Source organism: Parvimonas sp. KA00067, assembly GCF_001553085.1.
GTDB classification, from domain to species: domain Bacteria; phylum Bacillota; class Clostridia; order Tissierellales; family Peptoniphilaceae; genus Parvimonas; species Parvimonas parva.
On sequence record NZ_KQ960149.1, the window covers coordinates 71,259 to 87,014 of the forward strand.

Consider the following 15,756-nt stretch of genomic DNA (forward strand, 5'->3'; position numbering starts at 1 on the left):
AGGAATTAATATATGAGAAAATTAAATAAATTTTTAAAATTTAATTTTTCTTTTCTACTTGTGTTATCACTTATTTTACCGTTTTTTGTAAGTAAATCTGTTTTTGCAGATGAAAAAATAAAAGATGTTGAAACTTTGATTTCACAAAACAAAGATGAATATGATATATTAATAAAATTTAAAAATATTGAAAGTTCAACAGAGGATAAAAAAGAATTGACAAGGGCTTCTCAAAAAGAAGCTCTTGATATTCTTTACAAAGCAAAAAGTGAAAACAAAGTAGAAAAGATTGAATCCTTTTACATAGTAAACGCTATACATGCTGTTGTAAAAGATAAAAATATAATAAGAAAAATTATAAATTTAGAAAATGTCGAAAAAATTACAGAAAATTATCGCATAAAAAAGATAGAGCCAGTTAAGAAGAAAAGAAAATCACGTAGTGCAATTTTTGTTCCAGATGAAAAAAATATTGAATGGGGCGTTTCAAATATTGGTGCTGACAAAGTGTGGCGTGATTTTAACATAACTGGTAAAGGCGTAACTGTAGGTATCATTGATACAGGAGTTAATTATAATCTTTTAGCACTTAGAAAAAACTTTAAAGGTTATGATGAAAAAACAGATTCAATAACTAATAAACAATACTATAAAGATTTTATTGACGGCCTTGAAATTCCAGAAAAAAAGCACGTAAATGATCATGGAACACATGTAATGGGCTCTATTCTTGGAAAAGAAAAAGAAAATGTAAATCAAATTGGAGTTGCTCCTGGGGCAAAGTTTATCTCGGCAAGAGCTTTAGATGATAATGGGGGAGATACTTCTAATCTTTTAGCTGCTGCACAATGGCTTTTAGAACAAAAGGTAGATGTAATAAATAACTCTTGGGGTGGCACAAATGATGATAACACTTGGTTTAAAGAAATAGCAAAAGCTTGGAGAAAAGCAGGGATAGTAGCTGTTTTTGCATCTGGAAATAAAATTTCATCTAGTGATAGTGCAGGTTTTGGTAGCATTGCTAACCCTGGAAATTTAATGGAAGTTTTTGCAGTTGGAGCAGTTGATATAAATAAAAATATAGCTTCATTTTCAAAAAAAGGTCCTTCAATTTTTGATAAAACAAAAAAAGTAATAAAGCCAGATGTTGTAGCTCCAGGTGTTCAAGTTCGTTCTGTAGATGCTACAGGAACATATGTAAGCTGGAACGGAACAAGTATGGCAACTCCTCATGTTACAGGTGTTGTTGCACTTTTAAAAGAGGCTAATAAAAATTTATCTGTAGATGAAATAGAAAATATTATAAAAGAAACAGCAGAACCTTTAAAAGATACAGAATTTGATAAAAGTCCAAATATGGCTTATGGTTATGGTATGGTTAATGCTTATGATGCGGTTTCAAAGGCATTAGGCAAAAAAATTGGTTCAATTTGTGGAAAAGTTTATAAAGACGGAGAAGATAAAGAAAAAGCGAAAGCACAGTTTTTAAATTTAAAAGATCTTTATGTTGGTCGTGATGCAAATATTTCTTTAAAAATTTCAGATGATGTTTCAATAAAAAGTGCAAAGTTATTTTATAAATTTGAAAATGATACAGATTTTAAACAAAAAGATTTAAAACTAACTGTAGATAAACAAAATGACGGTATTTATCAAACAAAAATAGATAGTAATGAATTAAAAGAAGGAAAACTTATTTTAAAAGCAGAAATTGTTGACTTTGGAGAAAATGTAACTGAAGTACAAAAAGAGTTAAATATTCTCTCCGGCATAAAGCTTCCGTGGAAAGAAGATTTTGAAAGCACTTTAAATGGTTTTGAAATAGAAGGAAATTTTAAAGTTTCAACAAAAATTTCAAAAAATGAACCTGAATTATTAAATGGTAGTAAAAAATACATTGGAGTAGATGCAGGAAGCTCTGATTTTAAAAAGAGAGTTGATAACTATCTTTATCTACCTCCTATTGACCTATCGTCTTTAGAAAAAGATACAGATGTATTTTTCTCTATGAATGAATATAAGGGATTTACTGGAATTTCTATAGCTAAAATTCAATATTCTCTTGACGGTAAAGAATTTAAAGATCTTCATAATGTAATTTTACGCCCTGATATTACACAAAGAAATTGGGAGTATAATACTTATTCTTTAAAACAATTCTCAGGTGAAAAAAGGCCACTTCTTTTAAGACTTTATTTTAGAGGGCATGACTCAGATAGTGGTTGTGGTTGGTATATAGACAATATGTCTATAGATACAAAAGATAGTATAAAGCCTACAAAAGTTACAAAACTTTGGGGATTAACTACATCAAAGGGGTTAAAATTATCTTTTAAGAAAAATGAGGATACGGACTTTTTTAAATATATTGTTCAAAGAAAAGAAGAAGGGAAAGATTTTGAAGAGATTAAAGACTTTAATGAAAAATGTATAGAAGAATTTGTTGATAATGGAAGAGAAAAAACACATTATACTATAAATTATTTTGATGATTCTTTAGATAAAAATAAAAAATATTCTTACAGAGTTAAAGTTTTAGATTTAGCAAAAAATGAAAGTGAATACTCTGAAATTTTAGATGTAGATTATTCAAAATTTGAACCAATAATTTCTTATGATTTTGAAGAAAACGACGGTGGATTTAAAGCCGATATAGAAAATAGTGATTGGGAATATGGAAAGCCACAAAGACCAGAGGGTGATTTAACGCTTCTTCCACGAAATGCATGGGATGGACTTAATCCGATAACAAAACTTTGGGCAACAAAGCTTAATAGCCAATATTCACAAAATATGTCTACTTCTCTTTATATGCCTGAGTTTAAAGTGCCAGATAGTGAATGCTTTTTCTATATGGATTCATTTTCTACTGCAAATACTACAAATGGAGTAACATTTATAGTTGAAATTAAGGAAAAGGAAAAAGAATCTTGGAACACTTTATTTTCTGAAAATGAAATAAAAAATTCAAAAACTAAAGATCAATGGATCCATTTATCTAAAAGCTTAGAAGAATATAAATCAAAAGATGTACAAGTACGTTTTAGAATGGAAAGTTCAAGTGGAGTTATTTTTGATTATGAGCTTGGTTGGTATATAGATAATATTTCTGTTGGAAGTAAACAAATAAAATTTGAAAGTAAAGAGAATGTTAAAGATAAAAATGAAAATAAAATAAATGAACAAACTACTTCAGAAGAAAGTTTTAAAGGAATTCCACTTGGTGCAAAAATTACCATTTTAGAAACAGGAAAATTTACATTTGCAAGTGAAATAGATGGTTCATTTAATATAAAAACAGCAGTAAATGAAAAAAATAAGCCATACACTTTAAAAGTTACAGCTTATGGTTATGAAACTTTAGAAAAAAAGGTCGATTTAAGTGAAAAAATAAATGTAACAGAAGATTTCCTTATGAAAAAAGCATCTACATCTTCTGTTATGGGAAAAATCTTAGATGAAAATAAAAAACCTCTAAAAGATGTTACAGTAACTGTTGTAGATGATGATAGCATTGAAACCACAACAGATGATAAAGGAGAATTTAAACTTTCAGATATCTTTACTGGAAAATATAAAATTAGAATTTTTAAAGACGGATTTGTTCCAAAAGTTGTAGATATTGATTTACAAAAAGATAATTTAGTTTTAAAAGATATAACTATCACAAAAAGAGAAAGCTTAAAGGAAAAAATATTAGATTATGGATTTAATGTAAAAAAAGAAGACGGCATATATCAAACTATACATTTTGAGGGAAGCTTAAAAGGAACAGCTGTAAAATTTCAATCTCCATACAAAGGAGCCATTTTAAAAGATGCAGATATTTTCCTTGTAAATAATAAATATTACGCTGGAAATCATATAAAAGTTGGTGTTTTATCTTATGATGAATATGGAAGATTAAGAGAAATTGTACCTTTTAAAGAAGTTAAAGACGTAAAGATAAATTCATGGAATAAAATTGACTTTACTAAATATAATATAAAAACAGATAAGCCAATTTATATAGCTACAAGATATGAAAAAGAAATTTCTCAAAGTGCTGGTGTGTTCTATGATGTAAATGCAAGTGATGATGCAAAAAAACATTCATTTATCTATGACGGTGCATTTATAAAAACTTCTATTCTTCCAGCTGTTGGTGGGTATGCTGTAAAAACTACTTTTCTTTACAATAAAGATGCTAAAGAAAATGAAGAAGAAAAAATAGACGAAGGTTCTGAAAATAACTTTGATGGAAGCATTATACGTCCTAAGATGAAAACAGAATTTATCTTTGATAAAGAAACAAAAACTATTACAGGATATAAAGGAAATGAAATAAACTTAACAATTCCGTCAAAAATAGATGGAATAGAAGTTAAAAAAATTGCTAAAGGAGCTTTTGATAAAACTAATAAATCTTTAGAAAAAATAAGAAAGCTTATAATTTCTGAAGGTATTGAAGAAATTGGAGAAAATGCTTTTAAAAACAATGATATAACAGAAGTTGTTTTGCCAAAAACTTTAAAGAAAATTGAAAAAGGAGCCTTTTATGGTCAATGGAAAAGCTCTTTGGAAGATAAAAGTTTTAAGATAAATATTCCAGATGGACTAAATGTTATAGAAGAATCTGTTTTTGAAAGTAGCGGAAGCCCTTTAATTGTAAATGGAGCTAAAAATGTTAAAGAAATTAAAGATAGAGCATTTGCATCTAACAAAGATGTAGAAATAAATGCTCCTAATTTAGAGAAAATTTCTGATAAAGCTTTTAGTGGAGCAGATAGTTTTAATTATGCTAAAATTTTTACAGACAATAAAACTCTTACATCAAAACAAGGACAATATCTTATAAATCCAGCTTTGGTTACAATTAATATGATAGATGCTAAAGACTTAGAAAAAGTTTATAAAATAGGATTAAAATATGGAGAAAAAAATCCAAAATCTATTAAAAGAACTGAAAATTGTGATGAATTTTATAAAATGAAAGATAAAGTTACGATAAAAGCTCCAAGTTTTAAAGATGATAAAACAAATAAAATCTATGTAAGTAATGACAAAGAAATTACTTTAACTTTAGAAAAAGAAAATACTTTAAGTTTTAAATATTATCCTTTAGAACCGGAAATTAGATTGCCTATTTTAGATACAGATAAAGATATTGTTGGTTTTTCATTACCTAATGCAAAAATTTCTATCTATATAGAAAATGTATTAAAAACTGTAACTGCAAATGAAGACGGATTTTTCTCTTTTGAAGATTTATCCTTAAAAGAAAATGAAAAAATTAAGTTTTTAGTAAATGATAAAGACGCTTTAAGTTTAAATGTTACAAAGTTAAAAACTTCAGGTGATTATATTGAACAAGATAACAAAATTTTAAGATATGTTGGAGAAAATAAAGATGAAATAAAAATTCCAAACTCTATTGGAAATTCTACAAATATAAAAGAAATTTCTGATTTTGCTTTCTATGGAAAAAATATAAAAACTGTTGTACTTACAAGACATATAGAAACTATTGGTAATGGTGCGTTTTTAAATGTTGGGCTTAAAAATTTAAAATTTGATGTTTCTAATTTAAATGAAGCAAAACTTAGGTTAATAAAAGACTATGCTTTTAAAGATAATGAATTAAAAGATGTACAATTTCCAGAAATAACTCACGTTATAAGACTTAAAGCTTTTGAAAATAATAAAATAGAAAATTTAAGCCTTGGCAAATACACAGGCCATATAGGAAAATGTGCTTTTAAAAATAATAAAATTAAAAATTTAACTATCACATCTAGCATAGAAGAAATAGCAGAAGAAGCTTTTATGAATAACGAAATAGAAACTCTTTTATTTAATGAGCCAATTAAAAAAAGTTCTGATGATGGACTTAAAGAAATTACAAATAGAGTATTTAAAAATAATAAAATAAAAGAAGTTAAATTGATAGATTCTATAGTTAAAATTGAAAAAGACGCATTTGACGAAAATCCAAATAAAGTTAAAGTTATTTCTGATAATGAAAAATTAAACGAAAATGGAAATAATTTTATAATAGTAAGGACAAATGGAAAAGCAATAGAAAATCCAGAAAATCCAGAAGTTCCCGAAAATCCAGAAGTTCCAGAACATCATGAAAGTAATCCATCTACTCCTTCTGGCTCAGGTTCTAGTTCGGGTTCAGATCAATCTAATCCTTCTACTCCTTCTGGTTCAGGTTCTAGTTCAGGTTATGGCTCTGATGAAGGTAACCAAGATAGAGAAAAAATTATTAATTTTATAAAAGGAGAAAATCAAACATTTATAAAAGAAGAAGATAAAAAGTTAATATTTGAATTAAACGACGATGTTAAAAACTTTAAAGATGTGTATGTAGATAACAAAATAGTTGATAAATCAATGTATAAAGTTACATCTGGTAGCACTATAATAGAATTTACTAAAGAATTTACAGACTCATTAGAAGAAGGACAACATGAATTTAAATTTAACTTTAAAAATGGAACTTCAAAAACTAAAGTTTTAGTTCTAAACAAAAAAGGCGATGAAAAAGCTAAAGAAGAAATAAAAAAATCGGTTGTATATTCAAATAGTAGAGCTTTAGCAAAAACATCAATAAATAGTAATATTTATATCTATATACTGTTAAGTTTAATTTCTTTATCTTTAACTATTATTTTAAAAAGAAAAAAACTATAAAAAAGTTTAGATATAAATTTGAAGTAAGCCTGTAAATACGGGAAACAAATTTAATAATGTACTAAAAGGAATGTAACCTATACGATTATTTACACTTTGATAACTTTAATTAAGGTAAATAATACGTGAAATTAAATTTTCTTTTTGATAATTTCTTTAAAGTAAATTTAATTATAGGGGGACATTCCTTTTAATTTTGTTTTAATCCTATCTTTATAGTTTTTAAAATCTACTTAATAAAACATTTCTTGTTTTAGTATGATGATTTATAATAACAAGTGCAACACTTAATAAATTAAATAAAAAGAGTTCATATTTACTACTCATGATATAATGTAGGTGTCCAATCATACATTAAGGAGTAATAAATATGAACTATATACATCTTACCATAGAAGAGCGTGCTTGTATAGCAAAATTTAAAGAAATGAATATGAGCTTAAGAGAAATGGCTAAAATTTTAGATAGAAACGTATCAACTATATCTAGAGAATTAAAAAGAAATAGCTATAAAACTTCAATTAAGCATTCAGTAATGAGATACTCTCCAACACAAGCCCAAAAAAAGTATTCTAACTCAATTATTCTAACACTTTTATTTTTTTCAGACTGTAGAGTTCTTTAAAATTCACAAAACATTGACATCATTTTCTAAAAATTTTGTTTTTAGTTTTTTCTTTGCGATTTTGTAATATTCTTTGACTGTATCTTCTTTTATTTTCATTTTTTCTGCGATTTCTTTGTTTTTTAAGTTTTCATAAAATTTATATTCTATCACCTGTTTTTGTTTTGGGGGTAGGGTATTTACAATTTCTTTTACTTTTTCACTCATTTCATTTTCTGTTATTTCCTTTTCGGTATTGGCATTTTCATCTACAATTAGGTCTAAGACTTCGATTGTTTCATCATCTTTTGTTTGATAGATTTTTGTGATTGCTTTTTCTGTTTCCCTTTTTCTTTTGGCAAATTTTTGCATATAAAAAAATTTTAATTGATATTTTAAATAACATTCAAGTGAAACTTTTCCACCACCAACATAGCTTTCTAAAAGCTCTAAAATTTTTACAACTCCGTCCTGATACGCATCTTCATAGCTTGTGTGATTTGCGAAATATTTTTTTATACTCGCTTTTATCAAAGGGCTAAAGTCTTTTACAATTTGTTCTTTATCGTACATTTTTCCTCCTAGATATGACGGCATACAGTAGTTGGGTTAAGTTTTGCTAATTCTATGAGATAATTATACTACTTTTTTTATACTAAGTCAATTGTAAAGTTACTTAAATTTATATTTTTATATTTTAGTATCTTTATAAGTTACTACTTGACTATAACTTGGAAATATATTATTATAAGGTAAGTAAATAACATATTTAAGGAGAGTTTTATGAAGATAATAATAGGTAATGACCATTCAGCGGTTGAAATGAAAAATGAGCTTGTAAAATTTTTGAAAGAAATGGGTCATGATGTGATAAATGTAGGAACTGATGACAGTGCAAGTGTTGATTATCCGACATTCGGTAAGGCTGTTTGTAAAAAAGTTTTAGAAAACGAAAATTCTTTGGGTATTGCAATCTGTGGAACGGGAATTGGGATTTCTATTGCTTGTAATAAGGTTAAAGGTATTCGTGCAGGGCTTTGTAGCGAAAGTTTTTCTGCGAAAATGACTAGAAAGCACAACAACGCAAATGTTCTTTGCTTGGGTGCAAGAGTTACAGGGATTGAACTTGCAAAGGATATTGTCAAGACTTTCATTGAAGAGGACTTCGAGGGTGGTCGTCATCAAAGAAGAATTGATATGTTAGAAGAAGTTTAGGAGTTTTTATGAGAATAGGTGTTATAGGCTGTGGAAGATGGGGAAGTTTTATCGCTTGGTATTTGGATAAGATAGGCAACGATGTAACTTTATATGGTAGAGAAAATTCAAAAAATATGCAAAATTTTTTAGAAAGTAGAAAAAATAATTTTCTTGAAATTCCAAAATCCATTGCTTTAACTACAAATATAAAAGATATTTTCGATAAAGATTTAATCATAATCTCTGTTGGAACTCAAGGCCTTAGAGATTTGCTTATCGAAAATGAAAAACTTTTTAAAGAAAAAAATATTCCAATCATTCTTTGTATGAAAGGAATTGAAATAAAGACAGGCTTTACTCCAACTGCCATTGTAAGGGACATTTTGGGAGAAAATTACTCTTGTGGCGTTTGGATTGGACCGGGTCATGTTCAAGACTTTACAAATGGAATTCCAAACTGTATGGTAATAGATTCTGATGATAGGGAATTGGTTAAAAATTTAGTTGATAGTTTTTCAAGTGAGTTAATCAGATTTTACTATGGAACTGATCTTTTGGGAAATGAGATTGGCGCAGGTGCTAAAAATGTCATCGGTATTGCTGCCGGAATGCTTGACGGAATGAATTTAAGCTCTTTAAAAGGTGCGCTTATGTCAAGAGGAACGAGAGAGATTGCAAGACTTATCGAGAAAATGGGTGGAGATAAAACTTGTGCTTATGGACTTTGTCATCTTGGCGATTATGAGGCGACTATTTTTTCTGAATTTAGCAATAATAGACGATTTGGAGAAAAATTTGTAAAAGGCGAAAGCTTTGAAAAACTTGCAGAGGGATATTTCACAACGAAGGCATTAATGGATTTATCCGAAAAATACGATGTTGAGTTACCAATAACAAATGCAGTTTACGAAATAATATATAATGAAAAGAATCCAAAGGAAGTTTTGGAAAATCTTTTTAAAAGAAGTATAAAAATGGAGTTTTAAGGAGAAATTATGTTACCGATAATTTTATTACCTTTACTTTTGTGTGTTTTCAATATGTATAGAAGACTAACTTGTGTAGTAAAGGCGAAATTTACAAAATTTACATTCTTTACCCTTTTAATCGTTTTGGTTGTAATGCTCTCTTTAGGTTACAAATTTAGAAACGACTTGAGTGGCTATGTCGTTATAATGTCTTGGTGGCTTGCGTTCTTCACAAGCATAATGAGTGCAGGAATAACTGAAAAAGGATTTGTTCACCCATGGCAATTAATCGCAAAGCTATATAAATGGGAAAAGATTAGAACTTTTTCGATTGAAAAAAGGAAAAATACAGTAATGGTAAATTTCAAAGCGATAAGAGATTTACGCCAAGAATACGACAAAAGCGACTTGGAAAAAATTAAAAAAATTGCAAAACAAAATAAATTGATTTAAAAGGCTCATCGAAAGATGAGTTTTTTAGTATAACAATCACTTTAAAACGACTCACAGATATTACAAGATCGTCATCACTTGAAATTAATGTGAAAATAGTATTATTTTAAAATTGGCATTTATAATTAATTATTTATTGAATTTAATAAATGTTTAATTAGTAAATATAAAAATAAAGGATAATTTTATTAAATATAAATTAAGGCATAAAAAAGGTAGCATTTGAAATGCTACCGAAATTTTTTATTTAGAATAAATGGAACAACATATATATAATATGTGCGGAAACACCTGCAACAAGTCCGCCGATTGTGTGGCTTATAAGCGCTTTTCCTGTTGCTTCTTTTGTTCCAAGAGCGTCCATCATTGCGATATGTGTTGAGATATATCCGCTCCAACACATACAGATTGCTGTGAATACTGCGATGTCGTTTCCACTAACTTTTCCAACTTCTGCCATTTTTGTAACGGTTCCGATTGCAGCACCTGTTGAGCCAAGTGCAGTTATAGGAACGGCAATGGCCTCCGGTGAACTGAAACCGAATAATGGAGTTAAAATGAAGGACAATTTTTTTCCTATCCAAGGAAGAACTTCGACGCCTTCATTAGCTGCTCCGGTATAAATACCGTTTGCCCCCGGCCCTTTTGTTAGGATAATAACTAAAGTACAGATTATTACAACACCTGGAATGATTGAAACTCCCATATCAACACCAACTTTTCCTCCGTCAAGGATAGATTGGATAAACCTTGAGCCGACACTTCCTTCTCTTACGATTCTTGAATTTTCAGGAATTTCAACTTTGCTATTTACTTCTACAAACTCAGTTGTTCCATACATTTTTTTACAAGAATGAATCATAAGTCTAACAGAAACGATACTGCCAACAATGGCTCCTAAATTTCCGATTAATGCACTTGTAACAGCACCTTTAACATTCATTCCCATCATTGTAGTTGTAGTGATAAGTCCCATACCAAAAGCAGTTCCAAGATTTGTAAGAGCAGGCATTTGGTATTTTTTGAAATAACGTCTAAAGTTATCATCATGAGCTAATGTTAAGATAGCCGGGTTATCTGAAAGGTAGCAATTTAACATACCAAGAGATGATGCACCTGGTAAATCATAAATAGGTTTCATAACTTTTGACAGAAATTTATTTACAAGTGCTATAACTCCAAATTCAGAGAACAAACCTGAAATCGCTCCAGCCAATACGGCAATCGCCATTAAATAAAGACATACATTAATAAGTAGGTCAAAACCTGTATTCATCATAGTTTTAACCATATTTATTCCACCCATTTTTCTACCGATCAAAATGAAAAATGTTAGAAATAAACCAAGACAAAGGAAGTTTTCCAAACCAATGTCCTTTTTAAATTTTCCGAAATTTTTTTCTTCCAATATAAATACCTCCAACAAATAATTACTGAAATTATTTTATCATATTTCCATTTTAATAAATTTAAAAAGGTAAATATGATGAAATAAATATTCTTTTACACTAATCGTAAAATCATATTTATTTTAACATAAAAAAACTAAAAACACAATGAAAAAAATTTTTTGTTGAAAGTTACTTTTAATTATATATTGCGACATTTCGATTAAAAAACTATAAAGCACAAAAATTTTAAAAAAAATTGAGTGTTAAATTGCAAGAATAACTTATCCACAAAAAAACGACTATCTAGTCGTTTAAATTAAAAATATTCCAAATCCTATAATTATTAGTAATTGTGAGATTGAGTAAATTAATGTAGCACATATATTAAAAAATCTATTGTTTTTTATAAATATCGAATAGGAAAAAACTGAGTTTGAAAGTAAAAATAAATTACTTCCTAAAATCAAATACCATATTCCGTTTTGATAAGCAGAAATTGCTGTTAAAATTGTAAATATACATAGTATTGAGTTTAAACCTGCAAAAATGTATAAAAATATTATATCTCTTTTAAAGTATTTATTAGCATATTCATAGGAAATTGCAAATTCAAAAAATACAAGTCCAAAGTACAAGATGATAATAAACAATGTCATCAAGTAGTTTAGGTTTGAAATTTTTATTAGAGTAGCGAGTTTTACTATGTAAAAAATTATTCCGATAAAAAATAAATTAAATCCTAAGATTATATTTTTTTTGATTTTTTGTGTGAAGAATATATCTCCAAGCCAAAAAGAAAAAATTGCCAAATATATAAAAATACTGTGGTTTTTAAATGCTAAAAAATAAAATAATGCCAATAATGGCATTAGAAAAACGTTGAAAAAACTTCTTTCTGTATCTTTTTTTTGTAATATCATATATAAATTAAAGGTTGTAAAAATCGTATAAATAAATAAAATTATGTAGGAAAAAATTCCAAGTAGTCCTTTGTTCATATTGCCTCCAAATCTCTTATTATCAACTATTTGAACATATTTCCTTTTTGATAAATTTAAAGAGGTAAATATGATGAAATAAATATTCTTTTACACAAGAATCGTAAATTCATATTTATTTTATCATATTTATACTAACCAAACAAGTTAAAGGAATAATATTTTTGCTTTTATCCCCCCTTTTTTATTCTAAATTTTATTATATAAGTGTAAGGCTTACAACAAAATAAAAAAAGGAGAAAAGATATGGCTAAAAAGTATTTAAAGGTTAGTTTCAACCTTGCTAATTCTAAAAAAAGAAACATAACAGTAAAAGATGTTCAAAGTGAATGTTCTGATGAGAATTTAAAAAAATTAGGTGAATTTGTTGAAAAATTCATCGATGGAACAAAAACTGCAACAATCAAAGTTGTAGAAACAACTTTAGCTTAGGAGGTAGAATATGAGAAAGACATTGAGCTTAACTCTAACTTTAGAGGACGGAAAAAATGCAAAATTTTCAATTGCAAATATTAAAAATATTTCAGCTGATGAGGCTTCTGATATTATAAAGGCTTTTGATTTTAAGTCTGTTTTAGCAAAAGACGACTTAAAAGTTGTTGGAATTAAAAAGGCGGATATAATTTCAACAAGTCACGAAGAAGTTACAGTGCTTTAGTAAAAAAGACCTTTTGGTCTTTTTTTACTATAAACGAAAGGGGTTAATATGGAAAATATAATTTCAAATATCTCAAATGTTGGTTTTCCAGTAGTTTTATCTGTATTTTTGTTACTCAGGTTTGAAAAGAAGATTGATGAGTTGACAAAGGCAATAAATGAATTGGTGGTTAAACTGAAATAGGAGATTTTATGATAGATATAGAAAAGACGATACAATGGTTTGAAAATAGAAAAGGCAAGATTTCGTACTCTATGCAAAACAGAAATGGACTTTATAGTTACGACTGTTCATCTTCGATTTACTATGCTCTTAGAAGTGGTGGAGCAAAAAGTAACGGCTGGACGATAGATACGGAGCGTGAACATTCTTGGCTTTTGCAAAACGGTTTTGAAAAAATTACGGACAATGTTCCTTGGAATGCTAAAAGAGGTGATATTTTTGTTTGGGGAAGAAAGGGAAATAGTAGTGGAAGTTTTGGTCATACGGGAATTTTTATTGATGAAAATAGAATTATCCACTGTAATTATTCTGCAAATGGAATTTCTGTGGATAACCACGATAGATTGTGGATAAATGCAGGAAAACCACATTTTTATGTGTATAGATTAAAGGAACAACAAGGAGAGGAATATATGGAGCTTTTGAATGTAAAAAGCAAGGTAAAAGGAGTCTATTCGATAGATAGTTTACCCTGGTTTTGTGAAGATAAAAGTATGCTTGGAACGACTGAAAAACACCAAAATAAAGAAGTTACACTTACTCGAAAATGGGGAAGTTATTACTATGTTAAGGAGCTTAAAGGCTGGGTTGATTACAGAGCTTTCATAAACGAAAAAGCTATAAATGACATAGCAAAAGAGGTCATACAGGGAAACTGGGGCAACGGAGAACTAAGACGTGCAAAACTTGAAAACGCAGGTTACAACTATGGAGAAGTTCAAAAAGAAGTTAATAGATTATTAAAAAATAAATAGTTTTATATTATGAAAGACAATTAATGGAGAAACCGTTAATTGTTTTTTTTGTGAAACAACAAAAAATATTTTTACTTTTTTGTAAATTTGAGTTATAATATAAGTATGGTTAATAATTATTATTAACATAATTTTAAGGAGGTTTGTTATGTGTACTACAATTCTTATCGGAAAAAAAGCAAGTTATGATGGGTCAACTTTAGTTGCTCGTATTGAAGATTCTTCAGCAGGAATGTTTAAATCAAAAAAATTTATTGTTGTTGAACCTAAAGATCAACCAATTCATTACAAATCTGTTCGTACAGATTGTGAAATTGAATTACCTAAAAACCCTATGCGTTATACTTGTCTTCCAAATGTAAAAAAATGGCGTGGAGTTTGGGGAGCTTGTGGCGTTAATGAAAAAAATGTTTCAATGACTGCAACAGAAACTATTACTACTAATGAAAGGGTTTTAGGAGCGGATCCTCTAATAGAATTTGAACCGGGTATTATAAAAAAAGGTGGAATAGGGGAAGAAGACTTTGTTGTAATTACTCTACCATATATAAATAGTGCTAAAGAAGGCGTTGAAAGACTTGGCGCTCTAATAGAAAAATATGGAACTTATGAAAGTAACGGTATTGCTTTTCAAGATGTTGATTCTATTTGGTGGTTTGAAACAATAGGCGGTCATCATTGGATAGCAAGAAGAGTTCCTGACGATGTTTATGTTGTAATGCCGAACCAATTCGGACTTGATCATTTTGATTTTGAAGATGCTTATGGAGAAAAGGAAGAATTTATGTGTTCATCAGACTTGAAAGAATTTGTTGAAGAAAATTTCCTTGACTTATCTACTGAAATGTCTCTTGAAAAAATTCTTGATGATTTTGAAGAAGGTCTTGACTATGATGAAGATAAAGACTATAAAGATCCTTTCAATCCGAGAATTGCTTTTGGAAGCCATTCCGATGCGGATCATACTTACAATACACCTCGTGCTTGGGTAATGCTTAAATATTTTAATCCGAATACTTTCGATTGGAGTGGAGCAAATCCTCGTTTTAGACCGGATAGTGATAATCTTCCTTGGTGTATGATTCCTGAAAAGAAGATTACAATAGAAGATGTTAAATATATTATGTCTAATCACTATCAAGGAACTCCTTACGACCCATATCTAAAGAGTGGAGACTTATCACAAAAAGGAAAATTTAGACCTATAGGTATAAATCGTAATGATGTTTTGGCTTTAGTTCAAATAAGACCATACATGCCTGAAGAAATCAGAAGTATTGAGTGGCTATCTTTTGGATCAAATGTATTTAACGCAATCGTTCCGTATTATGCAAATATTACAAAAACACCTGAATATTTAGAAAATACAACACTTACTCCAACAACAGATAATTTCTATTGGATAAATCGTATTATCGGAGTAATTTGTGATGCGCATTTCCCATCAACTGCATCTCATATTGAAAGATATCAAAATGCAGTTCAATCAAAATGTCGTACAATTTTAAATAAATATGATAAAGAATTTTTAAAGAAAAAATCAAAGATAAAGAATGTTCACGAATTTTTAGAAAAAGCAAATGATGAAATAACAGACTTTGTAAAAGACCAAACAAATGATTTACTTGATAAAACACTTTTCACAGCAAGTTGTGAAATGAAAAACGGATTTTCAAGATCAGATGCTTAAAAGACTTTAATTTAAAAAATTGCCGTCAGAAATGACGGCTTTTTTTGTTGGAATATACTTTCTTTTAAATCAGTCCTTAAAATTTTTACTAAATACAAAAAATATGGTAAAATATGTAGAGCTATAACATACAAAGGAGAAA

General features: G+C 28.5%; 13 protein-coding genes. 10 read left to right on the top strand and 3 right to left on the bottom strand.

Features of this window, described 5'->3' with window-relative positions:
* Positions 1-12 precede the first annotated feature (12 nt).
* Both HMPREF3181_RS04090 and HMPREF3181_RS07525 read left to right on the top strand, forming a co-directional pair.
* Positions 13-6,678 (top strand): S8 family serine peptidase, encoded by a 6,666-nt coding sequence (locus HMPREF3181_RS04090; protein ID WP_068473387.1) that lies wholly within the window; start codon positions 13-15, stop codon positions 6,676-6,678.
* 370 nt (positions 6,679-7,048) lie between these two features.
* Positions 7,049-7,303: a helix-turn-helix domain-containing protein gene (locus HMPREF3181_RS07525; RefSeq protein WP_082713901.1), complete on the top strand. Its 255-nt coding sequence runs from the start codon at positions 7,049-7,051 to the stop codon at positions 7,301-7,303.
* Between the two features lie 3 nt (positions 7,304-7,306).
* Here HMPREF3181_RS07525 and HMPREF3181_RS07530 read toward each other — a convergent pair whose 3' ends face one another.
* Positions 7,307-7,855 carry an RNA polymerase sigma factor gene (locus HMPREF3181_RS07530; protein ID WP_082713902.1) on the bottom strand — a complete coding sequence of 183 codons (549 nt, stop codon included), beginning with the start codon at positions 7,853-7,855 and terminating at the stop codon, positions 7,307-7,309.
* A 210-nt stretch (positions 7,856-8,065) separates the two neighbouring features.
* Here HMPREF3181_RS07530 and rpiB point away from each other — a divergent pair, with 210 nt between their 5' ends.
* The 3 genes from rpiB to HMPREF3181_RS04115 are packed head-to-tail and all read left to right on the top strand — an operon-like array spanning position 8,066 to position 9,900.
* Positions 8,066-8,497, top strand: a complete 432-nt coding sequence (gene rpiB, locus HMPREF3181_RS04105) for a ribose 5-phosphate isomerase B (protein WP_068473391.1) — start codon at positions 8,066-8,068, stop codon at positions 8,495-8,497.
* An 8-nt stretch (positions 8,498-8,505) separates the two neighbouring features.
* Positions 8,506-9,465 (top strand): NAD(P)H-dependent glycerol-3-phosphate dehydrogenase, encoded by a 960-nt coding sequence (locus HMPREF3181_RS04110; RefSeq protein ID WP_068473393.1) that lies wholly within the window; start codon positions 8,506-8,508, stop codon positions 9,463-9,465.
* A gap of 9 nt (positions 9,466-9,474) precedes the next feature.
* Positions 9,475-9,900, top strand: coding sequence for a hypothetical protein (locus HMPREF3181_RS04115; protein ID WP_231723264.1), 426 nt, complete (start codon positions 9,475-9,477; stop codon positions 9,898-9,900).
* A gap of 247 nt (positions 9,901-10,147) precedes the next feature.
* Here the strand turns inward: HMPREF3181_RS04115 and HMPREF3181_RS04120 are convergent, their stop codons facing one another.
* The gene (locus tag HMPREF3181_RS04120) at positions 10,148-11,308 is read right to left on the bottom strand and encodes a CD0519/CD1768 family membrane protein (protein WP_068473396.1); all 1,161 of its coding nucleotides are present in this window, start codon (positions 11,306-11,308) and stop codon (positions 10,148-10,150) included.
* A gap of 294 nt (positions 11,309-11,602) precedes the next feature.
* Positions 11,603-12,289 carry a lysoplasmalogenase family protein gene (locus HMPREF3181_RS04125; RefSeq protein WP_068473399.1) on the bottom strand — a complete coding sequence of 229 codons (687 nt, stop codon included), beginning with the start codon at positions 12,287-12,289 and terminating at the stop codon, positions 11,603-11,605.
* A 246-nt stretch (positions 12,290-12,535) separates the two neighbouring features.
* Between HMPREF3181_RS04125 and HMPREF3181_RS04130 the strand changes: the two genes are divergently transcribed.
* The 5 genes from HMPREF3181_RS04130 (at position 12,536) to HMPREF3181_RS04145 (ending at position 15,614) form a co-directional block, all read left to right on the top strand.
* Complete coding sequence (locus HMPREF3181_RS04130; protein WP_068473402.1) at positions 12,536-12,721, top strand: hypothetical protein; 186 nt, start codon at positions 12,536-12,538, stop codon at positions 12,719-12,721.
* Between the two features lie 10 nt (positions 12,722-12,731).
* Entirely contained in the window at positions 12,732-12,947 is a 216-nt protein-coding gene (locus HMPREF3181_RS04135) for a DUF2922 family protein (RefSeq protein ID WP_068473406.1), read from the top strand.
* Positions 12,948-12,995: 48 nt separating this feature from the next.
* On the top strand, positions 12,996-13,130 hold the full coding sequence (locus HMPREF3181_RS07535; protein WP_082713903.1) for a YvrJ family protein: 135 nt from the start codon (positions 12,996-12,998) through the stop codon (positions 13,128-13,130).
* Between the two features lie 8 nt (positions 13,131-13,138).
* A complete protein-coding gene (locus tag HMPREF3181_RS04140) occupies positions 13,139-13,924 on the top strand; it encodes a peptidoglycan amidohydrolase family protein (protein WP_068473410.1) in 786 nt (261 codons plus the stop codon).
* A 148-nt stretch (positions 13,925-14,072) separates the two neighbouring features.
* Positions 14,073-15,614, top strand: a complete 1,542-nt coding sequence (locus HMPREF3181_RS04145; RefSeq protein ID WP_068473413.1) for a C69 family dipeptidase — start codon at positions 14,073-14,075, stop codon at positions 15,612-15,614.
* The last annotated feature ends 142 nt before the right edge of the window (positions 15,615-15,756 follow it).

Coding starts and splice junctions, on each gene's coding strand:
- HMPREF3181_RS04090 (WP_068473387.1), top strand. CDS start 13: ATGAGAAAATTAAATAAATTTTTAAAATTTAATTTTTCTTTTCTACTT.
- HMPREF3181_RS07525 (WP_082713901.1), top strand. CDS start 7,049: ATGAACTATATACATCTTACCATAGAAGAGCGTGCTTGTATAGCAAAA.
- HMPREF3181_RS07530 (WP_082713902.1), bottom strand. CDS start 7,855: ATGTACGATAAAGAACAAATTGTAAAAGACTTTAGCCCTTTGATAAAA.
- rpiB (WP_068473391.1), top strand. CDS start 8,066: ATGAAGATAATAATAGGTAATGACCATTCAGCGGTTGAAATGAAAAAT.
- HMPREF3181_RS04110 (WP_068473393.1), top strand. CDS start 8,506: ATGAGAATAGGTGTTATAGGCTGTGGAAGATGGGGAAGTTTTATCGCT.
- HMPREF3181_RS04115 (WP_231723264.1), top strand. CDS start 9,475: ATGTTACCGATAATTTTATTACCTTTACTTTTGTGTGTTTTCAATATG.
- HMPREF3181_RS04125 (WP_068473399.1), bottom strand. CDS start 12,289: ATGAACAAAGGACTACTTGGAATTTTTTCCTACATAATTTTATTTATT.
- HMPREF3181_RS04130 (WP_068473402.1), top strand. CDS start 12,536: ATGGCTAAAAAGTATTTAAAGGTTAGTTTCAACCTTGCTAATTCTAAA.
- HMPREF3181_RS04135 (WP_068473406.1), top strand. CDS start 12,732: ATGAGAAAGACATTGAGCTTAACTCTAACTTTAGAGGACGGAAAAAAT.
- HMPREF3181_RS07535 (WP_082713903.1), top strand. CDS start 12,996: ATGGAAAATATAATTTCAAATATCTCAAATGTTGGTTTTCCAGTAGTT.
- HMPREF3181_RS04140 (WP_068473410.1), top strand. CDS start 13,139: ATGATAGATATAGAAAAGACGATACAATGGTTTGAAAATAGAAAAGGC.
- HMPREF3181_RS04145 (WP_068473413.1), top strand. CDS start 14,073: ATGTGTACTACAATTCTTATCGGAAAAAAAGCAAGTTATGATGGGTCA.